Here is a 25,508-nt window from a genome sequence, read left to right as displayed (position 1 = left end):
AGCGAAGCTTAACAGACTTTTTTTATTGAAATGTAATTGCTTGAGAGACAGGAAGACAAATGAGCTTTTACAAAAACAATATAAAAATAGTTAAAATTGAATTTTGTTTGATAAGCTGGTACTTATTTTAACGTTTTCTATTAGCGGAAAATGATATTTTTATATTTTATTACCTAAAAAAAATCGAATGAATGTTCGACTTTTTGCTTGGCAAACGAATGAAAAAGCGTTATATTTATTATAGATTGATTTTAAGGAGGAAATTTTGTGAGCGATCGTCAAGCCGCCTTAGATATGGCGTTAAAACAAATAGAGAAACAATTCGGTAAAGGTTCTATCATGAAATTAGGAGAGCAAACAGATCGTAAGGTATCAACTGCTCCAAGTGGTTCTTTAGCTCTTGATGCAGCGTTAGGGATTGGTGGTTATCCTCGAGGTAGAATCATAGAAATATATGGACCAGAGAGTTCTGGTAAAACAACGGTTGCTCTACATGCAATTGCAGAAGTTCAACAACAAGGTGGTCAAGCAGCATTTATTGATGCTGAGCATGCCTTAGATCCTGTCTATGCCCAAAAATTAGGTGTTAATATTGATGAATTATTGCTTTCACAGCCTGATACAGGTGAGCAAGCACTAGAGATTGCTGAGGCACTTGTTCGTAGTGGTGCCGTTGATATTCTTGTTATTGACTCAGTAGCAGCATTAGTTCCAAAAGCTGAAATTGAGGGTGAGATGGGTGATTCTCACGTTGGACTGCAAGCTCGATTAATGTCACAAGCATTACGTAAGCTATCAGGTGCAATTAATAAATCAAAAACAATTGCTATCTTCATTAACCAAATTCGTGAAAAAGTAGGCGTTATGTTTGGTAACCCTGAGACAACTCCTGGTGGTCGAGCACTAAAATTCTATTCTTCTGTTCGTTTAGAAGTTCGTCGTGCTGAAACACTTAAACAGGGTAATGAAATGGTTGGGAACAAAACAAAAATTAAAGTCGTAAAGAATAAGGTTGCACCTCCATTTAAAGTGGCTGAAGTTGATATCATGTACGGAGAAGGGATTTCAAAAGAAGGAGAAATTATTGATCTTGGTTCAGAAGTTGATATCGTTCAAAAGAGTGGATCTTGGTATTCATATAATGAAGAGCGCTTAGGTCAAGGCCGAGAAAATGCAAAACAATTCCTGAAGGAAAATCCTGCACTTCGCTTAGAAATTCAAGAAAAGATTCGTCAACATTATGGTCTGGATGAAGAAGTTACTGCCCCAGACGAAAGTCAGGAAGAAATGGATTTATTAGGAGAATAATGATTAATAAAAGGGCTTTTATGCCCTTTTTTATTATGCAAAAATAAATAAAAAACGAAGTCTTTCTGAATCATAAAAAGGTAATCTTATACATTATTCATTTTAAGGGTATTATATATTGTGACATATTTCTACAAAAATCAACCTTGTTTTTAGGTTTGGAGCGACTATTTATAATAAGGTGGCTCTCAAAATGCCTGTAAACATTATGTTACCGGGCTTGACAATAAAATTTCACAGATTTACAATTGAGATGTATATTTTACATTTTTGTAGAATCATGATTGAAGCATTTTGAAAGCAGAAAATGTTGGTACTTGATATTGTCTTATTTCAACTCATGTAAAGACGCAAAGAGTTCCACATGAAAAAAAGGCTTTGAGCTGTATGTTGACAACTTATACTTGAACAATGTACATGCCGACACTTTAATCTAGAAAAACAAGTTCATAGCAAGAGGAGGTGTAATGATGGACGTATTATCAATAATCATCTCCATTTTGCTTGGCCTAATCGTCGGTGCAGTTGTTGGCTATTTTGTTCGAAAATCTATTGCCGAAGCGAAGATTGCTGGCGCTACAAGTGCAGCAGAGCAGATTCTTGAAGATGCAAAACGTGATGCGGAGGCTACTAAGAAAGAAGCTCTTCTTGAAGCGAAGGATGAAATCCATAAGCTGCGCACAGATGCTGAACAAGAAATTCGCGAAAGACGCAATGAGCTTCAAAAACAAGAAAATCGCTTATTACAAAAGGAAGAGAATCTTGACCGTAAGGATGAGTCTTTAGATAAACGTGAGGTTATGCTAGAGAGAAAAGAAGGTTCTCTGAATGAAAGACAACAGCATATTGAAGAGATGGAAAGCAAAGTGGACGAGATTGTGCGTAAACAGCAAACAGAGCTTGAACGCATTTCCAGCCTTACACGAGATGAAGCAAGAAGCATCATTCTTGATAAGGTTGAAAATGAACTCACACATGATATTGCAATCATGATTAAAGAAAGTGAGAATCGAGCTAAGGAAGAGGCTGACAAAAAGGCTAAAGAAATCCTGTCACTTGCTATTCAACGATGTGCAGCAGATCATGTAGCCGAAACAACCGTGTCTGTTGTTAATCTTCCAAATGATGAAATGAAAGGCCGTATTATCGGACGAGAGGGACGTAATATCCGTACACTTGAAACACTTACTGGTATAGACCTAATCATCGATGATACACCTGAGGCTGTCATTTTATCAGGATTTGATCCAATTCGACGCGAAACAGCTAGAATCGCTTTAGACAAGCTGGTTCAGGATGGCCGGATTCACCCAGCAAGAATTGAGGAAATGGTTGAAAAATCTCGTCGAGAAGTGGATGAATACATTCGTGAAATCGGTGAGCAAACGACATTTGAAGTAGGGGTACATGGTCTCCACCCTGATTTGATTAAAATACTTGGTCGTTTAAAATTTAGAACAAGTTATGGTCAAAATGTATTAAAGCACTCAATGGAAGTTGCTTTCTTATCAGGTTTAATGGCTGCTGAGCTTGGTGAAGACGAATTATTAGCAAAACGTGCAGGTTTATTGCATGATATCGGGAAGGCTATTGACCATGAAGTTGAAGGAAGCCACGTTGAGATTGGTGTTGAATTAGCTACAAAGTATAAAGAGCATCCTGTTGTCATTAATAGTATTGCTTCACACCATGGCGATACAGAGCCAACTTCAATTATTGCGGTCATAGTAGCTGCTGCTGATGCATTATCAGCTGCTAGACCTGGTGCACGCAGTGAAACACTTGAAAATTATATTCGTCGCTTAGAAAAGCTTGAAGAGATTTCTGAATCCTATGAAGGTGTTGAAAAATCATTTGCTATTCAGGCTGGTCGTGAAGTACGAATCATGGTTAAGCCAGATACGATAGATGATTTACAGGCACATCGTTTGGCAAGAGACATTCGAAAACGAATAGAAGAAGAGCTCGACTATCCTGGTCACATTAAAGTTACGGTAATCCGTGAAACTCGAGCTGTTGAATATGCAAAATAAAGTGGTGCAGAGATGCGCCACTTTATTTTTGCACTAATATGTGCAACACTAGATGTAAAACTATAAAGTAAAGAAGGTACATAAATGAAAATATTATTTATCGGGGATGTTTTTGGATCACCGGGTCGGGATATGGTGAAGGAATACTTACCAAAGTTAAAAACAAAATACCAGCCACACGCTGTCATTATAAACGGAGAGAATGCAGCACATGGCAGAGGTATTACAGAAAAGATGTATCAGCAATTTATACAACAAGGTGCACATGTAATCACGATGGGAAATCATACATGGGATAACCGTGACATTTTTGAATTTATTGATGATACAACTCAAATGATACGACCTGCCAATTTTCCTGAAAACAATCCGGGAAAAGGAATGACCTTTATTACAGTAGGTGGAAAGGAAATAGCGGTCATAAATTTACAAGGACGTGCATTTTTACCACCTTCAGATTGTCCTTTTAAAAAAGCTGATGAATTAATAGAACAAGCTAAAAAGCGGACTTCAGTCATATTTGTGGATTTTCATGCTGAAGCAACCAGTGAAAAACAGGCGATGGGTTGGTATTTAAATGGACAGGCATCGGTAGTTGTAGGAACACATACACATGTTCAAACAGCTGATGAAAGGATATTAGATAAAGGAACTGCATACATAACAGATGTTGGAATGACAGGTCCGTATGATGGAATATTAGGCGTAGACAGAGAAATGATCTTAAAGCGTTTTTTAACGGGCCTTCCGGTTCGTCATGATGTAGCAGAGGGTAGAACTCAACTAAGTGGTGTTGTAGTTAATGTGAATGATAAAACTGGAAAAGCTAGTAAAATTGAACGTATTCTTATTAATGATGATCATATGTTCTTTGAGTAAAAACAAGAGTTTGTGTATAAGTGCGAATTTTTCGAAATAATGTACGAACAAGCAGGAATATATTCCAACTCTAGTGAATATAGTAGCAATGGATATATAACTAATACTGTTTAAAAGGAATTTAGGGGAGGTCCTTTTAGACAAAATATACCAATGATTGTTCTAATGAACACTCAAGTATTCATTGAAAAAAGGGGGAACTAGAAATGGAAATATTAAAGGTTTCAGCAAAATCAAATCCTAATTCAGTTGCTGGTGCATTAGCTGGAGTATTGAGGGAGAGAGGTGCTGCCGAAATCCAAGCAATTGGTGCAGGAGCCCTTAATCAAGCAGTAAAAGCTGTAGCGATTGCGAGAGGATTTGTAGCTCCAAGTGGAGTGGACTTAATTTGTATTCCTGCATTTACAGATATTCAAATAGATGGTGAAGAGCGTACTGCCATAAAATTAATCGTAGAGCCGAGATAATAAACTCTATGTAAGAACATGAAAGGGGTTTGACTCAATGAGTCAAACCCTGTTTTTTTATAGATAATTAGTAAAAGTGAGATAAAGGAGTGAGTAGTCTTGAAAATCTTTGATGCACATTGTGACATGCTTTTTAAGCTATGGGAAAATCCAAAACTAGATGTGTTTAATGATAATCGGTTACATGTCGATCTATCAAAACTTAAAACAGCTAAAAAGAATATTCAATGTTTTGCCATTTTTGTTCCAGAAAATATTCCATTTGTCCAAAGGTTAACTGTAGCACAACAACAAATCAATATTTTTTATCAAAAAATTCTTCATAAATATCCCGAGATTAAACTTATAAAAACGAAGGAAGACCTAGCAGGCTTAAAGAATGGGGAAACTGGTGCCATTTTAACACTTGAGGGATGTGATGCAATAGGCGATCAAATCGATAACCTTGAGCTCCTATATGAGCTTGGTGTCCGATCTGTAGGGCTAACATGGAACTATGCCAATCTAGTGGCAGACGGTGTGTTAGAAAAGCGAAATGCCGGCATTACAAACTTTGGGACAGAAGTTATACGCTATTTAAATAAACAAAAGATGTGGACAGATTTATCACATGCAAGTGAAAGAAGCTTCTGGGAAGCATTAGATCTCGCAGACTACCCTATTGCTACTCACTCAAATGTTTATACTATATGTTCACATGTAAGGAATTTGAAAGATGAACAAATCGTGGCTCTTTTTCGTAAGAAAGGTGTTATTGGTGTTACATTTGTTCCTTTTTTTACGTCTGAACAACCTGAACCAACTATTTCAAATCTACTTAAACATATTGATTATTTGTGTTCATTAGGTGGAGAAAACCAAATTGGGTTTGGTTCAGATTTTGATGGAATAGATGAAACGATAGTTGGACTTGAAAATTATTCCTGTTATGAGATTTTAGGAAATGAGTTACTACAACATTATTCTGATACACAAGTGAAAAAGTTTCTTTTTCAAAATTTAGTTGATTATCTTTCTTTTTAATATTTTAGTTAAGGTCTTGTATTTTTTCCTGGTAAGGTCTACAATTGAATACGTTTAGTGTAAAACCAATCATTTTACTAAGTTTTGGGCTGCATCGCAACAATTACATAAAAGTTGGTATACTTAACGTGGTGTAATCTAAAAGAAAAATAGATAAACAAATGAACGTATAATTGAGGAGTGTAGAGGGCATGATTAGTCAACTTTCCTGGAAAGTTGGTGGACAGCAAGGTGAGGGTATTGAAAGTACAGGGGAAGTATTCTCTATTGCATTAAACCGACTAGGATACTATTTATATGGATACCGCCATTTTTCATCTCGTATAAAAGGCGGACATACAAATAATAAGATCCGTGTAAGTACTACACAAGTTCGTGCTATTTCAGACGAGCTTGATATATTAGTAGCGTTTGATCAAGAGACGATAGATGTTAATTTTCATGAGCTTCGTGATGGAGGAATTATCCTTGCAGATACCAAGTTTAATCCAACAGTTCCTGAGAATGAGGGTGTAACTCTTTATTCTGTTCCATTCTCTGAAATTGCCACTGAACTTGGAACATCGCTAATGAAGAACATGGTAGCTATTGGTGCAACAAGTGCTATTTTAGATATTGATGCAACCCAATATCGTGAAGTAGTGCAAGAAATTTATGGTCGTAAGGGTGAACAAATTGTCGCCAAAAATATGCAAGCTATCGAAACGGGTGCAAAATATTTAAGAGACGAGCTTGAATATAACCGGGAAGATCTATATTTAGAAAAAGCAGATGGGAAAAAGCGTATGTTTATGATCGGCAATGACGCTATTGCATTAGGTGCTATTGCAGGTGGATCACGCTTTATGGCTGCCTATCCTATAACTCCTGCTTCTGAAATAATGGAATACTTAATTAAAAAATTACCTAAGTTTGGTGGAGCAGTAATTCAGACGGAAGATGAAATTGCTGCTTGTACAATGGCGATCGGTGCCAACTATGCTGGAGCACGTACATTTACAGCATCAGCAGGACCGGGTTTATCTCTCATGATGGAAGCAATCGGATTATCGGGTATGACTGAACAACCACTTGTTATTATAGATACACAACGTGGTGGACCAAGTACCGGATTACCAACAAAGCAGGAGCAATCTGACTTAATGGCCATGATTTATGGTACACACGGTGAAATACCTAAAGTGGTTATGGCTCCAAGTACAGTTCAAGAAGCATTTTACGATACAATTGAGGCATTTAACATTGCTGAAGAATACCAGGTTCCTGTAATCTTATTAACTGATTTGCAACTTTCTTTAGGAAAACAAACAGTAGAGCCATTAGATTATAATAAAATTGAAATTCGCCGAGGAAAATTAGTGTCCGATGACTTACCGGAGGTCGAAAATAAATCATATTTTAAACGTTATGAAGTAACAGAGGATGGAGTATCACCTCGTGTAATTCCTGGTATGAAACATGGAATTCACCATGTTACAGGTGTTGAACATGATGAAACAGGCAAACCTTCAGAGTCTGCAGGAAATCGTGTAGATCAAATGGATAAGAGGTTAAGAAAATTAAACAATTTACAATTCAATAACCCTGTTCATAAAAATGTGTCTCATGAAAACCCTGATGTTTTACTAGTTGGTTATATTTCTACTAGAGGGACAATTGAAGAGGCAATGACACGACTTGAAGAAGATGGAATAAAAGTTAATCACGCACAAATTCGTTTAATTCACCCTTTCCCGACAGAGGAAATGCTGCCATTAGTAGAAGCGGCTAAAAAAGTGATAGTTGTTGAGAATAATGCAACTGGTCAACTGGCAAGCTTACTAAAAATGAACGTAGGACATGCGGGTATGATATCTTCGCTATTAAAATATGATGGGAATCCATTCTTACCTCATGAAATTCATACGCGAAGCAAGGAGTTGATCTAACATGACTGCAACATTTAAGGATTTTCGTAATAATGTTAAACCAAACTGGTGCCCAGGTTGTGGTGATTTCTCTGTTCAAGCAGCTATTCAGCGTGCGGCAGCAAATGTAGGGCTTACTCCTGAAAATTTAGCTGTGGTGTCAGGTATTGGTTGCTCCGGACGTATTTCAGGATATATCAATTCATACGGATTCCATGGTATTCATGGTCGATCTTTACCAATTGCTCAAGGAGTAAAAATGGCAAATAAAGATTTAACTGTTATTGCTTCTGGAGGAGATGGAGATGGCTTTGCCATTGGAATGGGACATACAATCCATGCAATTCGCAGAAATCTTGATATCACATATATCGTCATGGACAATCAAATATATGGTCTAACAAAAGGTCAAACTTCACCACGTAGTGATGCAGGATTTGTGACCAAAAGTACCCCACAAGGCTCAATTGAATCAGCTCTTTCTGTAATGGAAATGGCATTAACAGCAGGCGCAACTTTTGTTGCACAGAGTTTTTCAACTGATTTAAAAGATTTAACAGCATTAATTGAAGCCGGAATTAATCATAAAGGGTTCTCATTAATTAATGTATTTAGTCCATGTGTAACTTATAATAAAGTAAACACATATGACTGGTTTAAAGAAAATCTTACTAAGCTTGGTACTATTGAAGATTATGACCCTCACAATAGAGAACAGGCTATGCAAACTCTTATGAAACATAATGGATTAGTAACAGGACTAATCTATCAAAATAAAGAGCAAAAATCATATCAAGATATGATCAATGGTTACAGCGATATCCCGCTTTCAAAAGCCGAACTGGAGATAGATGAAGAAGAGTTTAATAAATTAGTTGCAGAATTTATGTAAAATAACAGAAGGGCTGATGGTAATTCATCAGCTCTTTTTCTATGTTAGGTAATCAAGTGAAAATATGAATTTACTATGTTAATAAGACATATTTTCATGTAAAATTAATTTTCTGTTGTTTTTCATAAAAGAAAAAATAAAGTAAACTAGAAAAAGAATTGTAAATTAGTAGGTGTAGGAAAGTTATGAAAATAATTATTGCCGAAAAGCCTGATCAAGCATCAACCCTTTGTGCACAATTTCAACGAATAAAGCGAGATGGATATTTTGAAATTAAACCAAATGAACTATTTCCTAATGGAGCCTATTGCACATGGGCGATTGGACACTTAACTGAGTTAAGTCCACCGGAAGCCTATAAATCTGAATGGAAAAAATGGTCCATAACAATGTTACCGATCATACCCGATAAATTTCGATACATGGTAACGAAATCGAAAGCCAAGCAGTTTTATATTGTTAAGCAACTTCTGACTAAACCAGAAATTACAGAAATTATCCATGCAGGTGATGCAGGGCGTGAGGGAGAGTTAATTGTTCGTAATATTATTCATTTGGCTGGTGTGAAAAAACCAATCAAAAGATTGTGGATTTCGTCATTAACACCTGCTTCAATATACGAAGGTTTTAACCAATTATTAGATGATGAAAAAACTAAAAATTTATTTTATGAGGCGTACTCTCGTGCATGTGCAGATTGGTTAGTAGGTATGAATGCTTCTAGAGTATATTCTCTTCTTCTTAAAGAACATGGTATGAATGATGTGTTCTCTGCAGGACGTGTACAAACACCAACCCTCGCTTTAATAGTGAAACGTGAAAGAGAAATTGATGAGTTTAAACCGGAACCCTTTTGGGAAGTCATTGCCACGTTTAAGATAAATGGGAAAAAATATAAAGGGAAATGGCATAAAGATCAACAAACACGTGTAATGGACCAAGAGCTTGCGAGTAAGATAGCCGCATTTTGTAAAGGAAAGACTGCTGTCATTAAGGAAATAAAGACAGAACGAAAAGAATATCAACCACCACTTTTATTTAATTTGTCATCTCTGCAGGCAACCGCTAACAAGGGGTTCAAATTTTCTCCAAAGAAAACGTTGGATATTGTTCAGTCTCTCTATCAAAAGGGAATTGTTTCCTATCCACGTAGTGATTCAACATATGTAACGAAAGGAGAAGCCGAGCAATTTCCAGATATTTTGCAAAAGTTAAGTGTGTTTGATGAATATAGTAATTTGTTTCCGTTACCTAAATCATCTATTCTTACTAATTCCCGTTATGTTAATGAAAAAAAGGTGACAGATCACTATGCTATTATCCCAACAGAACAAGTGCGAGATCCTAAGAAACTATCAGCAGATGAACAAAAAATATATGATATGATCGTTCGTAGATTAATTGCTGCTCACTATGATCAGGCAATATTTGATTATTCGACTCTTACCACCTTAGTTGATGGACGTGCTGAATTTATAACAAAAGGAAAACAACAAATTCAGGAAGGTTGGCGTAAAGTCATTTATCAGGATGATAAGGAAAAAGACGAAATACTTCCAAATCTACAAAAAAATGATGATGGAATTGTAGATAAAATTGATACTAAGGAAGGTAAAACTCAACCACCAAAACGATATACAGAAGGTCAATTAATCACGTTAATGAAAACAGCGGGAAAATATTTAGAAAATGATGAGCTCGAAAAAGTATTAAGTAAAGTAGAAGGTCTTGGAACAGAAGCTACAAGAGCAGGAATTATTACTATGCTTAAAGATCGAAAATATATTGAGGTAAAGAAAAATCAAGTTTTCGCAACAGATAAAGCAAAAGTCTTAATTCAAGCAATAGGTGATCATATTTTGGCATCACCAGAAATGACGGCAAAGTGGGAACAAAGATTATCTGAGATTGGGGACGGGCATGCATCACCTTCTGTTTTTATGGAACAAACGAAAAAATTGTCAAAGAAGATAGTATCTGATGCAATTGAGGTTTCAACGACATGGAGTTTTGAAGGCTTAAAAATTGAGTCAATACAACGAACTTCTTCACGTTTTACAATAGGAAAAAAAGCCGGAAAATGTATGTTATGTGAAGGTAATGTAGTTGATAAGGGGGAGTTTTACGGCTGTACAAATTATAAAACACATCAATGTAAATTTACCATTTCAAAGAAGATTCTTGGCAAAAAAATCTCTCAAACTAATATACAAAAGCTTTTAAATGAAGGACAAACAAATGTCATCAAAGGATTTAAAAAGGGTGAGAAGACATTTGATGCCCGATTGGAATGGAAATCAGGAAAGATTAGTTTTTTGTTTGAATAGCGTTAAATAAAAGAAGAAATTTACATGATCATTTATATACCAATCTAGATGAAAGCCTTTTAATAAAAACAAAAGGCTTCCATCTATAAATATATAGTTTACATAATTATATTATCGACATCTGGAATCATAACTTTTTTGTGATTTTCCATAAAACGATATTAGCCTTTTCTGCTGAAAACGTGTAAAATTTAAGGCGGTATGTGTTTATTATTGTATTCTTTATAGATAATCGATATACTTTTATGATGTACGTTGAATGATTATATTTATTCGTACGATTTATTAATAATAATTGAGTTAATGTTAAAATTCAGAGTGATGTTTTGCTGTTCATAAGCAAATTGAAAGGAGATTGACACTATGAACGAACAACAACGTAAGGAAAGCACTCAAGTAACTCCTTCGGACAAAAAATCCGATAAGGACTACAGCCAGTATTTCCAAGCGGTATATATGCCACCTTCCTTAAAAGATGCGAAGAAACGTGGTAAGGAAGAAGTAAAGTATGATGGCTTCTCAATACCTGAAGAGTTTAAAGGAATGGGACAAGGTCGTAAGTTTTATATCCGCACATATGGCTGTCAAATGAATGAACATGATACAGAGGTAATGGCTGGAATTTTCATGGCATTAGGATATGAGCCAACAGATGGTGTAGAGGATGCTAATGTGATTTTGTTAAATACATGTGCGATTCGCGAAAACGCAGAAAATAAAGTATTTGGCGAGCTAGGTCATTTTAAAACATTAAAAAAGCAAAGACCCGATTTACTATTAGGTGTTTGTGGTTGTATGTCACAGGAAGAATCAGTTGTTAACCGTATACTAAAAGTACACCCATTTGTAGATATGATCTTCGGTACTCATAATATCCACCGTTTACCACAGATTTTAAATGAAGCATATCTATCAAAAGAGATGGTTGTGGAAGTGTGGTCTAAAGAAGGAGATGTAATTGAAAATCTTCCGAAAGTACGTAAAGGGAATATTAAAGCATGGGTAAATATTATGTATGGATGTGATAAATTCTGTACGTATTGTATTGTTCCATATACACGTGGTAAAGAGCGTAGTCGTCGTCCTGATGAAATTATCCAAGAGGTGCGTCATTTAGCAGCACAAGGATATCAGGAAATCACGCTTCTTGGTCAAAACGTAAATGCCTATGGTAAAGATTTCGAGGATATTAAATATGGACTAGGTGATTTAATGGACGAAATCCATAAAATCGATATTCCTAGAATCAGGTTCACTACAAGTCATCCTCGTGATTTTGATGATCACTTAATTGAAGTGCTGGCAAAGGGTGGAAATCTTCTAGATCATATTCATTTACCAGTTCAGTCAGGAAGCTCAGAAATATTAAAAATCATGGCACGTAAATATTCACGTGAAAGCTATTTAGAGCTTGTTGGGAAAATTAAAGCAGCAATGCCAAATGCATCTCTAACAACAGATATTATTGTAGGTTTCCCAAATGAAACAGAAGAACAATTCGAAGAAACACTTTCATTATATCGTGAAGTAGAATTTGATAGTGCCTACACATTCATCTACTCTCCACGTGAAGGTACACCTGCTGCAAAAATGAAGGATAATGTACCAATGGAAGTGAAAAAGGAACGTCTTCAACGTTTAAATAAGGTAGTTAACGAGATTTCTGCCAAGAAGTTAAAGGCATATGAAGGCCAAATTGTCGACGTATTAGTTGAAGGTGAAAGCAAAAATAACCCTGAAGTTTTAGCAGGATACACTGAGAAAAGTAAGCTAGTAAACTTTAGAGCACCTAAGTCAGCAATAGGGAAAATTGTCAAAGTAAAAATTACAAAAGCAAAAACATGGACATTAGATGGAGAAATGGTAGAAGAAGCGATTGAGGTGAAATAAGATGACAACAACATTTACAAAAGATGATATTGTAGCAAAGGCACGTGAACTTGCACAAATGATTTCTGAATCAAAAGAAGTTGATTTCTTTAAACGTGCAGAAGCACAGCTTAATGATAATCAAAAAGTTCGTGAAATGATTGCAAGTATTAAAAGTTTGCAAAAACAAGCAGTAAACTTCCAACATTATGGAAAACACGAAGCGTTAAAGCAAGTTGAGGCTAAGATTGATAACATTCAAAATGAATTAGATGAGATTCCGATTATTCAAGAATTCAAAGAATCTCAACTGGAAGTAAATGATTTGCTTCAACTTGTATCACATACAATTTCAAATAAAGTGACAAATGAAATTATCACAACTACTGGTGGGGATTTATTACAAGGAGAAACAGGATCGAAAATCAAAAATTCTCCTGGAAGCAGTTGTTCTTGAACGCTATTAATTAATAAAAACTGCTATCAATGGGATTCGAATGGATTATTCGAATCCTTTTTTAAATTTCAAAACTAGTCATAAGTTTTATCTATTCCTCATAAACTCTTCTGAATAATCTTTTTAAATGAAAAGGTCATTTACTTTTTTCTTCAACAAAAAAATAGGCCATTATTTTCTTATTATCCAGGCACCTTTTTTTATTTTTAGGCACATATTCTGTCACCCTAGCATACAATGTATTATACGTTACGGGTATTGGCGTAACATGTCATGAATTCATTTAATTACTTAGCACATCTGTTATTAGCCTAGCATAGGATTAAATGAAGATTTATTGAGGAGGGTATGCTCGAATGTCTGAATACAGAGAAATTATAACGAAAGCTGTTGTTGCAAAAGGACGTAAATTTTCACAATGCACACATACGATTGCACCATCGCAAAAACCAGCGAGCATTTTAGGTGGCTGGATCATCAACCATAATTATGATGCTCAAAAGAATGGCAGAACTGTTGAAGTAGAAGGTACTTATGATATTAATGTATGGTATTCTTACAACGAAAATACAAAAACAGAAGTTGTAACAGAACGCGTAGAATATGTTGATATTATAAAATTAAGATATAAAGATGATAATTTTCTTGACGATGAGCATGAAGTTATCTGTAAAGCACTTCAACAACCGAATTGCCTGGAAGTGACCATTTCACCTAATGGAAATAAGATTATCGTTCAAGCAGAACGCGAACATCTCGCTGAAGTTATTGGTGAAACAAAAGTATGTGTTCATGTGAATCCTGAAGGCTGCGAAGATGATGAAGACTGGGAAGAAGAATTAGATGACGAGTTTGAAGATTTAAATCCGGAATTTTTAGTTGGAGATGTAGAAGAATAACTAGGGGGAAAGCAACCTCCTAGTTTTTTAGTGTATAAATACATAAAAATAATAGAGTATTATTTACGTAAATTCCCTTTTAGTCAATATCACAGCAATTTGTCGATTTATGTTATAATGGAATGTATGAAAAAATGCACGTTAACTGTGGTATTGGAGGTTTAACATGGCTACTTATACGCCGATGATACAGCAATATTTAAAGATTAAGGCAGATTATGAAGATGCCTTTTTATTTTTTCGTTTAGGAGATTTTTACGAAATGTTCTTTCAAGATGCAATTTCTGCATCACAAGAACTAGAAATTACATTAACTAGTCGTGACGGTGGTGGTGAAGAAAGAATTCCAATGTGTGGAGTTCCTTACCATTCTGCACCAAACTATATAGAACAGCTTATATCAAAAGGGTACAAAGTGGCCATTTGTGAGCAAACAGAGGATCCTAAACAGGCAAAGGGTGTTGTAAGAAGAGAAGTTGTCCAACTTATTACACCTGGAACAGTGATGGATGGAAAAGGTATTCAGGAAAAAGAGAATAACTATATTGCTTCAATATCAGTCTTTGGAACTCAATTCGGGTTAGCTCTTAGTGATCTAACAACAGGCGAGAACCTGGTGGCACTCTGTATGAGCTTTGATGAACTACTAAATGAAGTATATTCTGTAGGTGCAAAAGAAATAGTCATGTCAAATGACTTACAGGAACAATGGAAAAAACAATTAATTGATCGATGCCAAGCAACTTTGTCCTACCAGTCCGAATCATTGATTCATGACAATTTTAAACCCTTAGTAAGGGATGTAAACGATGAACGACTTGTTTCAACATTTGCAAAACTTATCACATACCTAGAACGGACCCAAAAGCGTAGTCTGGATCATTTACAAAATGTAAAAGTGTACTACCTTCAGGATGCAATGAAAATTGATTTGTTTTCAAAGCGAAATCTTGAATTAACTGAAACCATCCGCTCAAAAGGAAAAAAAGGTTCCCTTTTATGGCTCTTAGATGAAACAAAAACAGCGATGGGGGGCAGATTGTTAAAACAATGGGTAGATAAGCCTCTGGTTAGTCGAGATCAGATTGAAGAACGGCTGAATATTGTTGATACTCTTATAGATCACTACTTTGAGAGAGAAGATTTAAGAGCGTTGCTTAAAGAAGTATATGATCTTGAAAGATTAGCGGGACGAGTTGCGTTTGGTAATGTAAATGCCAGAGATTTAATTCAGTTAAAAAAATCCTTGCAACAAGTTCCCTTTATTACGGAACTTTGTTCAGGATTACAAAATGAACACTTTACTTTAAGAAAACTCGATGCTTGTAATGATTTATCGAGACTTCTTGAAGATAGTATCATTGATCATCCACCACTTTCTATTAAAGAAGGTAATATCATTAAAGATGGATATCATCAACAATTGGATCAATATCGTGATGCCAGCCGTAACGGAAAAACATGGATTGCTCAATTAGAGCAGCAAGAGCGTCAAAAAACAGGAATTAAGTCATTAAAGATTGGTTATAACAAAGTATTTGGCTATTATATCGAAGTAACAAGAGCAAATCTTCATCTTTTGGAAGAGGGCCTATATGAAAGAAAACAAACCTTATCAAATGCTGAGCGATTTATTACACCAGCTCTTAAGGAAAAAGAATCACTTATTTTAGAGGCTGAAGAAAAAATAGTGGAACTTGAATATCAACTATTTGTAGAAATTCGCGAGAATGTTAAGCAATATATTCCAAGACTACAAGAATTGGCTAAACGTTTAAGTGAACTTGATGTTTTACAATGTTTTGCTACAGTTAGTGAAAATCGTCATTATTGTAAGCCGATATTTTCAACTAATAACGAGCTATTTATTAAAGATGGTCGTCATCCAGTTGTTGAAAAGGTGATGGACTCTCAAGAATATGTAGCAAATGATTGCTATTTTAGTCAGGAGCGCCAAATGCTTCTCATAACAGGGCCAAACATGTCAGGTAAGAGCACGTATATGCGTCAAGTTGCATTAACAGCAATATTAGCGCAAATCGGATGTTATGTCCCTGCTTCTGAAGCCGTGCTCCCAATTTTTGATCAAATATTTACAAGAATAGGAGCAGCAGATGATCTCATTTCCGGTCAAAGTACATTTATGGTGGAAATGCTGGAAGCGAAAAATGCGATTGCTCATGCAACATCTAAAAGTTTAATCCTTTTTGATGAGATTGGAAGAGGCACATCGACCTATGATGGGATGGCACTTGCCCAAGCAATTATTGAACATATTCATGAACATATTGGTGCAAAAACATTATTTTCAACACATTATCATGAACTAACGATTCTTGAAACACATTTAAGCTCATTAAAAAATATTCACGTAAAAGCGATCGAAGAAAATGGGAAAGTTGTTTTCCTTCATAAAATCGAAGAGGGAGCAGCTGATAAAAGTTATGGTATTCATGTGGCTGAGCTTGCTGATCTTCCACCTTCACTCATACAACGTGCAAAACAGATATTAACCGAATTAGAACAAGATCGTTCAGATACAACAACATTGCCAAAAATGAAAAAAGCAGTTATAAAAGAGGATTCCTTAACAGATTCACAGCTTTCTTTATTCCCTGATGAACAAGTTGTATCGGTAAAAGAACCTGTTTTGTCTAAAAAGGAGAAATCAGTTCTTGACCTATTAAAATCGCTGAATCTGCTGGAGATGACACCTCTTGATGCAATGAATGAGCTTTATCAGTTACAGAAAAAAGTTAAATAGTTTTTAAGAAACGATCATAAATTAAAGGCGGTGAGAAAATGGGGAAAATAATACGTCTTGACGATATGCTTTCGAACAAAATCTCTGCCGGGGAAGTAGTAGAGCGACCGGCATCTGTTGTGAAAGAATTACTTGAAAATGCAATTGATGCAAATAGTACAATTGTTGAAATTGATATAGAGGAAGCTGGATTAAGTAAAATACGAATTGTTGATAATGGAGACGGAATCGTGCCGGATGATTGTCTTAATGCTTTTCATCGTCATGCTACAAGTAAAATAAAAGATGAAAATGACTTGTTCCGTATAAGAACATTAGGTTTTAGGGAGAGGCATTGCCAAGTATCGCCTCTGTTTCGTTATTGGAAATGAAGACAAGCACAGGCGAAGGTGCTGGTACTCACCTTATTCTATCCGGTGGGAAAATTGAAAAACACGAGTCAACCTCCAGCAGAAAAGGAACGGATATCTCGGTAAGAAATTTATTTTTTAATACACCTGCTAGACTAAAATATATGAAAACAGTACACACAGAGTTAGGAAACATTACAGATATCGTCAATCGAATTGCCCTTGCACATCCCGAGGTCTCCATTCGACTAGTTCATAATGGCAAGAAGCTTCTTCATACAACTGGTAATGGTGATGTTCGTCAAGTCTTATCTTCTATCTATGGCCTTTCGATAGCAAAAAAAATGAAAAAACTATCGTTGGAATCATTAGATTTTGAGATTAATGGCTTTTTAGCATTACCAGAAATGACTCGAGCTTCCAGAAATTACATTTCAACAATAATTAATGGTCGTTTTGTTAAAAATTATCCTTTAGTAAAAGCGATTCAACAAGGGTATCATACGTTACTTCCAATTGGTCGTTTTCCTATCGTTTTCTTAGAAATTAACATGGACCCGTTACTTGTAGATGTTAATGTGCATCCTTCAAAACTTGAAGTTCGACTCAGTAAGGAAGCGGAGTTAAATGAATTAATTACGAATGGAATAAAGGATGTCTTTAAGCAGCAACAGCTTATTCCGTCAGTTGAAATTCCAAAAACAAAAGTAATAAAGTCAACAGATCATCAACAACAATTTACATTTGAACATCATGCAGAAGCAGTGACAAGAACAGAGCCAACATTTTATAATTCAGTGAAAAGTTCCTTTGTAAAAGAAACGCCGAACAACCAGCCTATCCAGGCAGAACCGTTATATCCATTGGATAATAGTGAAGTGGAACAAGATCATGATGAAAAAGAAACAGAAGCACTTGAATATGTTGAACACGTTTCAGAGATTGAGCCTACTCATAATGCAGCGGAAATAGATGAGGATGAAGAAGTTTTCGAGCAAGAAAATCGTGTTCCTCCTCTATATCCCATCGGCCAAATGCATGGAACATATATATTAGCGCAAAATGATCAAGGTCTTTTTATCATTGATCAACATGCAGCACAAGAACGAATCAAGTATGAATTTTATCGTGAAAAAGTTGGTCAAATTCAGTCTGAGGTACAAGAGCTTTTAGTTCCATTAACATTTGAATATTCGAATGATGAGGCAATGATTATTGAAGAACATTTAGAAACTTTATCTGGTGTTGGAATTTTCTTAGAACCATTTGGTCGTAATAGTTACATTGTCCGCTCACATCCGCAATGGTTTCCAAAAGGTGAAGAAACTGAAACAATTGAGGAGATCATACAACAAGTTCTTGATGAGAAAAAAATTAATATTAAAAAGCTTAGAGAAGAAGCAGCCATTATGATGAGTTGTAAAGCATCCATTAAGGCAAATCATCATTTGAGAAATGATGAGATCTTTGCTTTGTTGGAGACGTTGAGAAAGTCTTCTGATCCTTTTACATGTCCTCACGGCCGCCCGATTATTGTTCATTATTCTACTTATGATATGGAAAAGATGTTTAAACGTGTGATGTGATTTATTTTAGGTAAAACCTTTGAATTGAGGTTTTACCTTTTTTCATGCAAAGCAGGTATTTTCTTGTTTTTTATGAACTGAACAGGTAATGGATGAATATAATACCGAAAAAGGAGGAATTGTCATGTTAATTGACCTAATTATTTACATGATGATTGGAATCGTCTTCTCACTTTATAAATATAGAAAAGTTAATAGTATTAAGGCAATTTTCACAATCCTTTTTTGGCCATTTGTCCTGTTGGATTCTTATATTGAGCTAGTTCAAAAAATTAAGTATAAAAGCAGAAAGCGTTAAGCCCTCATTATGAGGGCTTTTTATTTGGGGATATAGGATTGAATTTCATCTGTATGTATGATACTTAATATTTGAAACACTTAAAGTATTATTACATAATATTATTATGTAAACTAAAAACCCGATTTTCTACCTATGTTTACATTTGTGTTAAAACGGCAACAATAAACTGGTGTTCCATTGATTCCCATGTTAAGATGATGAACGTAGAATCTATTTGCTTTGAAAGAGTGGTTGTATTTGGAAAGAAAGAAACTTGTTGTCATTATTGGACCAACAGCAGTTGGTAAAACTAAACTTAGTATTGAAATTGCCCATCGTTTAAACGGTGAAATAATTAGTGGTGATTCAATGCAAATTTATAAAGGAATGGACATTGGTACAGCTAAGATTACCAAGGAAGAAATGGAAGGGATTCCACATCATCTTATTGATATTAAGAAACCTGATGATGCATATTCAGTAGCCGAATTCCAGGAAACAGCCAGACTTTTAATTAATGAAATTACGGATAAAAACAAAATGCCCATGATAGTTGGAGGGACAGGCCTTTACATACAATCTGTACTATATGACTATCAGTTTACGGAGGCTCCATCTGATCCGGAATTTCGAAAAAAACTTGAAGTGGAACTAAATGAAAAAGGTGAGCAGGCAATTCATCAAATATTAACTCAAGTTGATCCTGTATCAGCCGAGAGGATCCATCCGAACAATACAAGAAGAGTAATAAGGGCTCTTGAAATTTTTCATTGTACAAAAATTCCAATGCATGAACATCTAAAACAACAAGAAAATAAGTTGTTATTTGATGTGGCTCTTATTGGGTTAACGATGGATCGTGATCTCCTGTATCAGCGTATAAATGACCGTGTAGATATAATGGTTGAAAATGGCCTTCTTAATGAAGTGAAAGGCCTTTATAATCAAGGTCTGCGGGATACACAATCAATCAAAGCAATTGGATATAAAGAAATATATGATTATTTTGATGGGAAAGTATCGTACAATGAAGCACTGAATCAGTTAAAACAAAATTCCAGGAGATATGCAAAACGGCAATTAACATGGTTTCGAAATAAAATGGATGTAAAATGGTTTGATATGACACCACCGATAAAAAACGAACAAATGGTGGATGAAATTTTTTCATACATAGCAGGAAAGCTTCAACTTTAATCGAATTAAAAGGTATAGAGAAAAGAGGAGGACGAAACATGAAGCAATCTATTAATATTCAGGATCAAGTACTTAATCAATTACGGAAAGATGGCACATTTGTCACTGTTTTTTTACTTAATGGCTTTCAATTAAGAGGTCTTGTTAAAGGCTTTGATAATTTCACTGTATTATTAGAAACAGAAGGAAAACAACAACTAATTTATAAACATGCAATCTCTACATTTTCACCACAAAAGAATATTCAAATTGAGCTGGAGCAGTAATAAAGAAAAGGAGTTGATGATACTTTCATCAACTCCTTTTCTTTATTATCTTTCCTTCCACCGCAAAAAGTCCTCATTTAGTTGCATGTCCCTTCATACATTTTATATAGAAACTAATGGCTTAGGTTGTAACTTGAAAATATCAGCATATAAATAAAAGGAATAAATATTTCTTGGGAAAGCGCAAAAAGCAACAAGATTCTTGTGTTTTCGTAAATAATCAACAGTTCTTTTATTTTTGATCTTAATGAACTTGTCGAAATAAATAACTTAATAGAGGCTAGGGTATGGAGTCATAAAGCCTTTTCTTTAATCGGAGCAGATTGTGAGGTGGACATCTATGGAACGGGATCAAGCAGTCACATACAAGACAAATGGACAGATAAACATTATTTTAAATAATCAGTCAAAAGAAAAGATAGAAGTTAGTCCTTCTTCTTATGATTTAAAAATTCCAAGGCTTGAGGTTAAACATGCAGTCCTAAATGAAATAGAAGAAGAAATGAGTTCGCTTGTTGGTATGAATGAGATGAAGAGAATGATAAAAGAAATATATGCGTGGATCTTTATTAATAAAAAACGAGAGGAGCAAGGACTAAAAGCGGGTAAACAAGCACTTCATATGATGTTTAAAGGTAATCCGGGGACGGGTAAAACAACTGTAGCTAGACTTGTAGGAAAGTTGTTTTTTCAAATGAATGTTCTTTCAAAAGGCCATCTTATTGAAGCTGAAAGGGCTGATCTTGTTGGTGAATATATCGGTCACACTGCACAAAAAACAAGAGATCTCGTAAAAAAGGCTCTAGGCGGTATACTGTTCATTGATGAAGCATACTCCCTTGCAAGAGGTGGAGAGAAGGACTTTGGAAAGGAAGCAATAGATACTTTAGTAAAACATATGGAAGATAAACAACATGATTTTGTTTTAATATTAGCTGGATATCCTCGAGAAATGGAACATTTTTTATCATTGAATCCGGGTTTATTGTCAAGGTTTCCATTAGTTGTTGATTTTCCTGATTATTCGGTTGATGATTTAATGGAAATCTCGAATTTAATGATGGCAGAAAGAGAATATAAGTTTCATCAAGATGCAGCTATGAAATTGAAAGAACATTTAATGAGTGTTAAATCAGTAACACACCCCTCAAAGTTCAGTAACGGTCGTTATGTTCGAAATATAATAGAAAAGTCGATTCGCTCCCAAGCTATGAGGTTATTATTAACCGACAAGTACCATAGAGAAGATCTCTTGACAATCAAAAGTCAGGATTTAGTCATTTCCGATGAGAATTGATCCTACATCAGCAGGAAAAGTAGCTTGGGCTTCCTGTTGATTTTCTTTGATTCTGATTATATCTATCATATCGTTCTAATTGATGGGACTTTTTTTGTTTTATTGGAGGTAATGATGAAAACAAAGGTTACTTTATTAATCATTCTAGTTGTAATATTAATCATGTTATCGATCGTGCTAATGTATTCTTTTCCAAATGGAGGAGAAACAAAGGAAACGGCAGTTAAATCCGAACCATTGGGAAATTACAAAACCCTTACATACATCATTACAGAAGTTGACGGAAACCAATACTTCGGGGAATCTGTTGATGGAAAGTCAAAAATACAATTTCACCGTGATCGTGTAAAATATCCTATAACCGATTCAATAAAAGTTCACGATAAAATTTTAGCTTATGTTGAGTCTGAAAATCATATTGATGGTATTGTTAGAGTTGAAAAAATTGAAGCAGAGAAGGATTAAAAAGATAGCCTCCGGATGTGAAGGCTATCTTTTTTAATTATTTTTCATATGGAACATACTGACGATCAGGTGTCATTTCATCTGATACAATTTCAGCATTCATCTCGTTTGTTACAGTATTTTGCTGTAGTGATTGTTGACTATTCACTGATTTCTCTGAAAGATCTGGAGGTGTTTTTGCATTGAAAAAACCTCTCCCGCTTTCAGGATTTGAAATAATTCCTAGTGTAACAAGGATCCCTAATATAGATGTGACATATGTTTCCCAACTAGTGAGGTCAATTTGAAGGCCTAAGTCTCTAAAAACCATATATAATACAGATGCAATAGACATCCATAGTCCATAATTTCTCCATTTCAAATTTCTTCACACCTTTTTAAAGACGTTTTTAATAAGTTATTCTTGTGTCTTAAAAATGTGAGTAAAATACCTTTTCATCGGTAATAAAGCAAGGTTTACAGTATATGTATAAAAGGTCAATACGTTAATTAGGTAGTGTCTTATTTAATCCTAACATTGTAAAGAGTATGTATACCCATTTATGAATAACAATGCAAAGTGATACGTAATCAGCATAGAAGATTAAGGATTTGATCGAAAAAAGCTATTGAAATCAATGATGTTAACGCTTTCAAAACAAGTCTGCCGATGTTAGAATACAAAGTATAAGAAGGAGTGATCAGAAATGAGTGATAACAAATTATTTTTAGAAGAGTTAAAGGATCTTGTAGAAAATGGATTGTCACTTAATGAATATAGAGTTAATGGATTAGTTGAAAAATACAATAAAAATCCGTTTTTAGTTATACAACTTTATCAAATAATTGTAAAAAATTATCGTGTGCATCCTTTTTTTATTGATATTGAATCAGCCATTTATGAATATATTGTGAATGAGGAGATGTCAAACGATAGAACATTTTACGGAGCTACGTTATATGTGGCAGATATGTTTGATACGACTCAAACATATGTTAAATGTAAAATAAATCAAACAAAAAAAGCACCAAACAGGCTGTTAAGTGCGTAAGAGATATAACGGCAACTCTGACAAATTTTGAGTTGCCATTTTTTATCTGAAATGGATGATTACAAGATCAAATCATAGTCGTGGGAATTTTCATCCTGCCATGGTATTTTTATTTGATGGCACATGAAATCTCCGGTTCGGCAGTCGCCATTTATATGTATAGGACAGAACTCGAAGAACGACAATGAGGAGAAAAAGGATATACAGCTCGTATGATTGATCTACTACCTTGAAGCCGATTAAAAAACCAGCTATGATCGCCCAAAATGCATATATTTCAGCCCTTAGAACAAGAGGTTTCCGACCTGCTAATAAGTCTCTAACTATCCCTCCGCCACTTCCGGTTAAAACAGCTGCAACAATGGTTGCGCTAATGGGATGTTCCATCTCAACAGCGTATAAAGCTCCTTGTATAGCAAATGCAGAAAGACCGATAGCATCTGTTAGGTTTCCCCATTTGTGCCAGTGCTGTAATAGACGATGTGGAAATAAAAAACCAATGTCATTGCAAAAAGAGCGATTTGAAATAATAGTCCTTGCTCCCATAGGGCTGAAATAGGCACCCCAATTAATAGATTCCGAATAGCACCACCACCAAAAGCGGTGACAATTCCTAAGATATAAACACCTAAAATATCATATTCCTCTTCCATTGCAACAATTGCGCCACTTATAGCAAATGCAATAGTGCCAATTATACTTAAAACTTCCCAAGTCAATGTCCATTCCTCCAGGTTGCACTTTTTATAGCTCAGACAATTTTAAATGGGAAATAAGCTAAAGGTCAATGTTTTTTTGTTAGATTTACTTTCAATCTACTTGAAATCTCCGGAATACAATCTCAAGAATTATGTCTATACTATAGAAATAATTAGTGAACAACGTAAATATTTGGTATGATTAGATTGCTAAAATAGCGTAAGGGAATGGTTTTTTATTGAAAAATACAGTAGACTCACTTAAAGAAAAGGTTATATTGGCTGGGTGTCAGTTACAAACAATGGAAGATGAACACTTTCAATATTCGATGGAGGAGCTCGGCTCATTAACGAAAACGGCAAACGGTGAAGTTCTCGTTCAATTAACTCAAAAAGAGAGAGACCGCATCCTGCGACATATATTGGAAAAGGAAAAGTTGATGAATTACTAAACCTTGTGGAGGAACTTAGTCCTGATATTGTGATTTTGAATGATGAACTATCTCCAAGTCAGCTTAGAAATTTATCTGAGATATTAAATGTAAGAATTATCGACCGTACACAGTTAATTTTAGATATCTTTGCTCAACGTGCAAAGTCTAAAGAAGGAAAACTTCAAGTAGAATTGGCACAGCTTCAATATTTACTTCCAAGATTATCTGGTCAAGGTATTGCCCTATCGCGTCAAGGGGGAGGGATTGGTACAAGAGGACCTGGTGAAACACAATTGGAAACCGATCGTCGACATATCCGAAATCGTATTAATGAAATCAAACAACAACTTTCAACTGTTGTACGTCATAGAAATCGCTACCGGGAGCGTCGTAAGAAAAACCAGGCGTTTCAAATTGCGTTAGTAGGTTATACAAACGCAGGGAAATCAACGATTTTTAACCGCTTAACAACAGCAGGAAGTTTTGAAGAAGACTTGTTGTTTGCTACATTGGATCCAATGACTCGTAAGGTATTGTTACCTTCTACATATCAAGCACTTATAACAGATACTGTCGGGTTTATACAAGACTTACCAACAACCCTGGTTGCTGCCTTTCGCTCTACCTTGGAAGAGGTTAAAGAAGCTGATCTTATTTTGCACGTAGTGGATAGCTCTAACGACGACTATTCAAACCATGAAAAAACTGTTTATAAATTAATGGAACAACTTGAAGTCTCTGACAAGCCAATTTTAACGGTGTATAATAAGAAGGATCTTACTTCTAATTCATTTGTACCTTCTCCCTCTGCTGATTATGTGAAAATTTCAGCTTTTAATGAAAAAGATCTGGAACTTTTGTTAGCTAAGGTTGAAACGGTTGCTAAGAATTCTATGAAACATTACTCTGTTCTTGTGCCTTCGAATGAAGGGAGACTGATTTCACAATTGAAAACAGAGTCCTTAATTGAACAAATAAAATTTATTGAAGAAAGTGAAATGTATGAAATTGAAGGTTTTGTTCTTCCAGAACACTCCATTCATTCACAACTAGAGAAGTATAACGGAGAGGGTTAAAAG

19 protein-coding genes and 3 pseudogenes are annotated in these 25,508 nt (G+C 35.2%); 20 read left to right on the top strand and 2 right to left on the bottom strand.

Features of this window, described 5'->3' with window-relative positions; translation table 11 throughout:
* Positions 1-267: 267 nt before the first annotated feature.
* The 18 genes and pseudogenes from recA to AC0L8O_RS12235 all read left to right on the top strand — a co-directional run bounded on the left by recA (position 268) and on the right by AC0L8O_RS12235 (position 22,266).
* On the top strand, positions 268-1,308 hold the full coding sequence (gene recA, locus AC0L8O_RS12320) for a recombinase RecA (protein WP_026559277.1): 1,041 nt from the start codon (positions 268-270) through the stop codon (positions 1,306-1,308).
* 470 nt (positions 1,309-1,778) lie between these two features.
* Positions 1,779-3,341 carry a ribonuclease Y gene (gene rny / locus AC0L8O_RS12315; RefSeq protein WP_034331980.1) on the top strand — a complete coding sequence of 521 codons (1,563 nt, stop codon included), beginning with the start codon at positions 1,779-1,781 and terminating at the stop codon, positions 3,339-3,341.
* Positions 3,342-3,425: 84 nt separating this feature from the next.
* The gene (locus tag AC0L8O_RS12310) at positions 3,426-4,220 is read left to right on the top strand and encodes a TIGR00282 family metallophosphoesterase (protein WP_473448315.1); all 795 of its coding nucleotides are present in this window, start codon (positions 3,426-3,428) and stop codon (positions 4,218-4,220) included.
* Between the two features lie 206 nt (positions 4,221-4,426).
* A complete protein-coding gene (gene spoVS / locus AC0L8O_RS12305) occupies positions 4,427-4,687 on the top strand; it encodes a stage V sporulation protein SpoVS (protein WP_003181955.1) in 261 nt (86 codons plus the stop codon).
* A 99-nt stretch (positions 4,688-4,786) separates the two neighbouring features.
* Positions 4,787-5,710, top strand: coding sequence for a dipeptidase (locus AC0L8O_RS12300; protein WP_473448312.1), 924 nt, complete (start codon positions 4,787-4,789; stop codon positions 5,708-5,710).
* 191 nt (positions 5,711-5,901) lie between these two features.
* On the top strand, positions 5,902-7,638 hold the full coding sequence (locus tag AC0L8O_RS12295; RefSeq protein WP_473448310.1) for a 2-oxoacid:acceptor oxidoreductase subunit alpha: 1,737 nt from the start codon (positions 5,902-5,904) through the stop codon (positions 7,636-7,638).
* A gap of 1 nt (position 7,639) precedes the next feature.
* Positions 7,640-8,509, top strand: a complete 870-nt coding sequence (locus AC0L8O_RS12290; protein ID WP_473448308.1) for a 2-oxoacid:ferredoxin oxidoreductase subunit beta — start codon at positions 7,640-7,642, stop codon at positions 8,507-8,509.
* Between the two features lie 185 nt (positions 8,510-8,694).
* Complete coding sequence (locus AC0L8O_RS12285; protein ID WP_473448306.1) at positions 8,695-10,836, top strand: DNA topoisomerase III; 2,142 nt, start codon at positions 8,695-8,697, stop codon at positions 10,834-10,836.
* A 363-nt stretch (positions 10,837-11,199) separates the two neighbouring features.
* Positions 11,200-12,726 carry a tRNA (N6-isopentenyl adenosine(37)-C2)-methylthiotransferase MiaB gene (gene miaB, locus AC0L8O_RS12280; protein ID WP_473448304.1) on the top strand — a complete coding sequence of 509 codons (1,527 nt, stop codon included), beginning with the start codon at positions 11,200-11,202 and terminating at the stop codon, positions 12,724-12,726.
* A gap of 1 nt (position 12,727) precedes the next feature.
* Positions 12,728-13,162, top strand: a complete 435-nt coding sequence (ricA, locus tag AC0L8O_RS12275) for a regulatory iron-sulfur-containing complex subunit RicA (protein WP_473448302.1) — start codon at positions 12,728-12,730, stop codon at positions 13,160-13,162.
* A gap of 356 nt (positions 13,163-13,518) precedes the next feature.
* The gene (cotE, locus tag AC0L8O_RS12270) at positions 13,519-14,061 is read left to right on the top strand and encodes an outer spore coat protein CotE (protein ID WP_026559268.1); all 543 of its coding nucleotides are present in this window, start codon (positions 13,519-13,521) and stop codon (positions 14,059-14,061) included.
* 166 nt (positions 14,062-14,227) lie between these two features.
* Complete coding sequence (mutS, locus tag AC0L8O_RS12265) at positions 14,228-16,825, top strand: DNA mismatch repair protein MutS (protein WP_473448300.1); 2,598 nt, start codon at positions 14,228-14,230, stop codon at positions 16,823-16,825.
* 38 nt (positions 16,826-16,863) lie between these two features.
* A pseudogene (gene mutL / locus AC0L8O_RS12260) lies at positions 16,864-18,761 on the top strand (DNA mismatch repair endonuclease MutL).
* Between the two features lie 124 nt (positions 18,762-18,885).
* Positions 18,886-19,059, top strand: a complete 174-nt coding sequence (locus tag AC0L8O_RS12255) for a hypothetical protein (RefSeq protein ID WP_473448298.1) — start codon at positions 18,886-18,888, stop codon at positions 19,057-19,059.
* 240 nt (positions 19,060-19,299) lie between these two features.
* Positions 19,300-20,238 (top strand): tRNA (adenosine(37)-N6)-dimethylallyltransferase MiaA, encoded by a 939-nt coding sequence (miaA, locus tag AC0L8O_RS12250; protein ID WP_473448296.1) that lies wholly within the window; start codon positions 19,300-19,302, stop codon positions 20,236-20,238.
* A gap of 38 nt (positions 20,239-20,276) precedes the next feature.
* Positions 20,277-20,504, top strand: coding sequence for an RNA chaperone Hfq (gene hfq, locus AC0L8O_RS12245; RefSeq protein WP_026559264.1), 228 nt, complete (start codon positions 20,277-20,279; stop codon positions 20,502-20,504).
* 340 nt (positions 20,505-20,844) lie between these two features.
* On the top strand, positions 20,845-21,801 hold the full coding sequence (gene spoVK, locus AC0L8O_RS12240; RefSeq protein WP_473448294.1) for a stage V sporulation protein K: 957 nt from the start codon (positions 20,845-20,847) through the stop codon (positions 21,799-21,801).
* A gap of 111 nt (positions 21,802-21,912) precedes the next feature.
* The gene (locus AC0L8O_RS12235) at positions 21,913-22,266 is read left to right on the top strand and encodes a hypothetical protein (RefSeq protein ID WP_473448293.1); all 354 of its coding nucleotides are present in this window, start codon (positions 21,913-21,915) and stop codon (positions 22,264-22,266) included.
* Positions 22,267-22,303: 37 nt separating this feature from the next.
* Here the strand turns inward: AC0L8O_RS12235 and AC0L8O_RS12230 are convergent, their stop codons facing one another.
* Positions 22,304-22,627: a hypothetical protein gene (locus tag AC0L8O_RS12230; protein WP_473448291.1), complete on the bottom strand. Its 324-nt coding sequence runs from the start codon at positions 22,625-22,627 to the stop codon at positions 22,304-22,306.
* 325 nt (positions 22,628-22,952) lie between these two features.
* Here AC0L8O_RS12230 and AC0L8O_RS12225 point away from each other — a divergent pair, with 325 nt between their 5' ends.
* Positions 22,953-23,297 carry a hypothetical protein gene (locus tag AC0L8O_RS12225; protein ID WP_026559261.1) on the top strand — a complete coding sequence of 115 codons (345 nt, stop codon included), beginning with the start codon at positions 22,953-22,955 and terminating at the stop codon, positions 23,295-23,297.
* 90 nt (positions 23,298-23,387) lie between these two features.
* On the opposite strand, the pseudogene AC0L8O_RS12220 reads toward AC0L8O_RS12225, so the two are convergent.
* Positions 23,388-24,016: pseudogene (locus tag AC0L8O_RS12220) on the bottom strand (trimeric intracellular cation channel family protein).
* Between the two features lie 281 nt (positions 24,017-24,297).
* Between AC0L8O_RS12220 and hflX the strand changes: the two are divergent.
* Positions 24,298-25,505 (top strand): annotated as a pseudogene (gene hflX / locus AC0L8O_RS12215) (GTPase HflX).
* The last annotated feature ends 3 nt before the right edge of the window (positions 25,506-25,508 follow it).

The organism is Metabacillus sp. KJ11-3 (assembly GCF_055808295.1).
The sequence above is the reverse complement of the archived record's forward strand: the minus strand, read 5'-3'. Positions and strand labels throughout refer to the sequence as shown.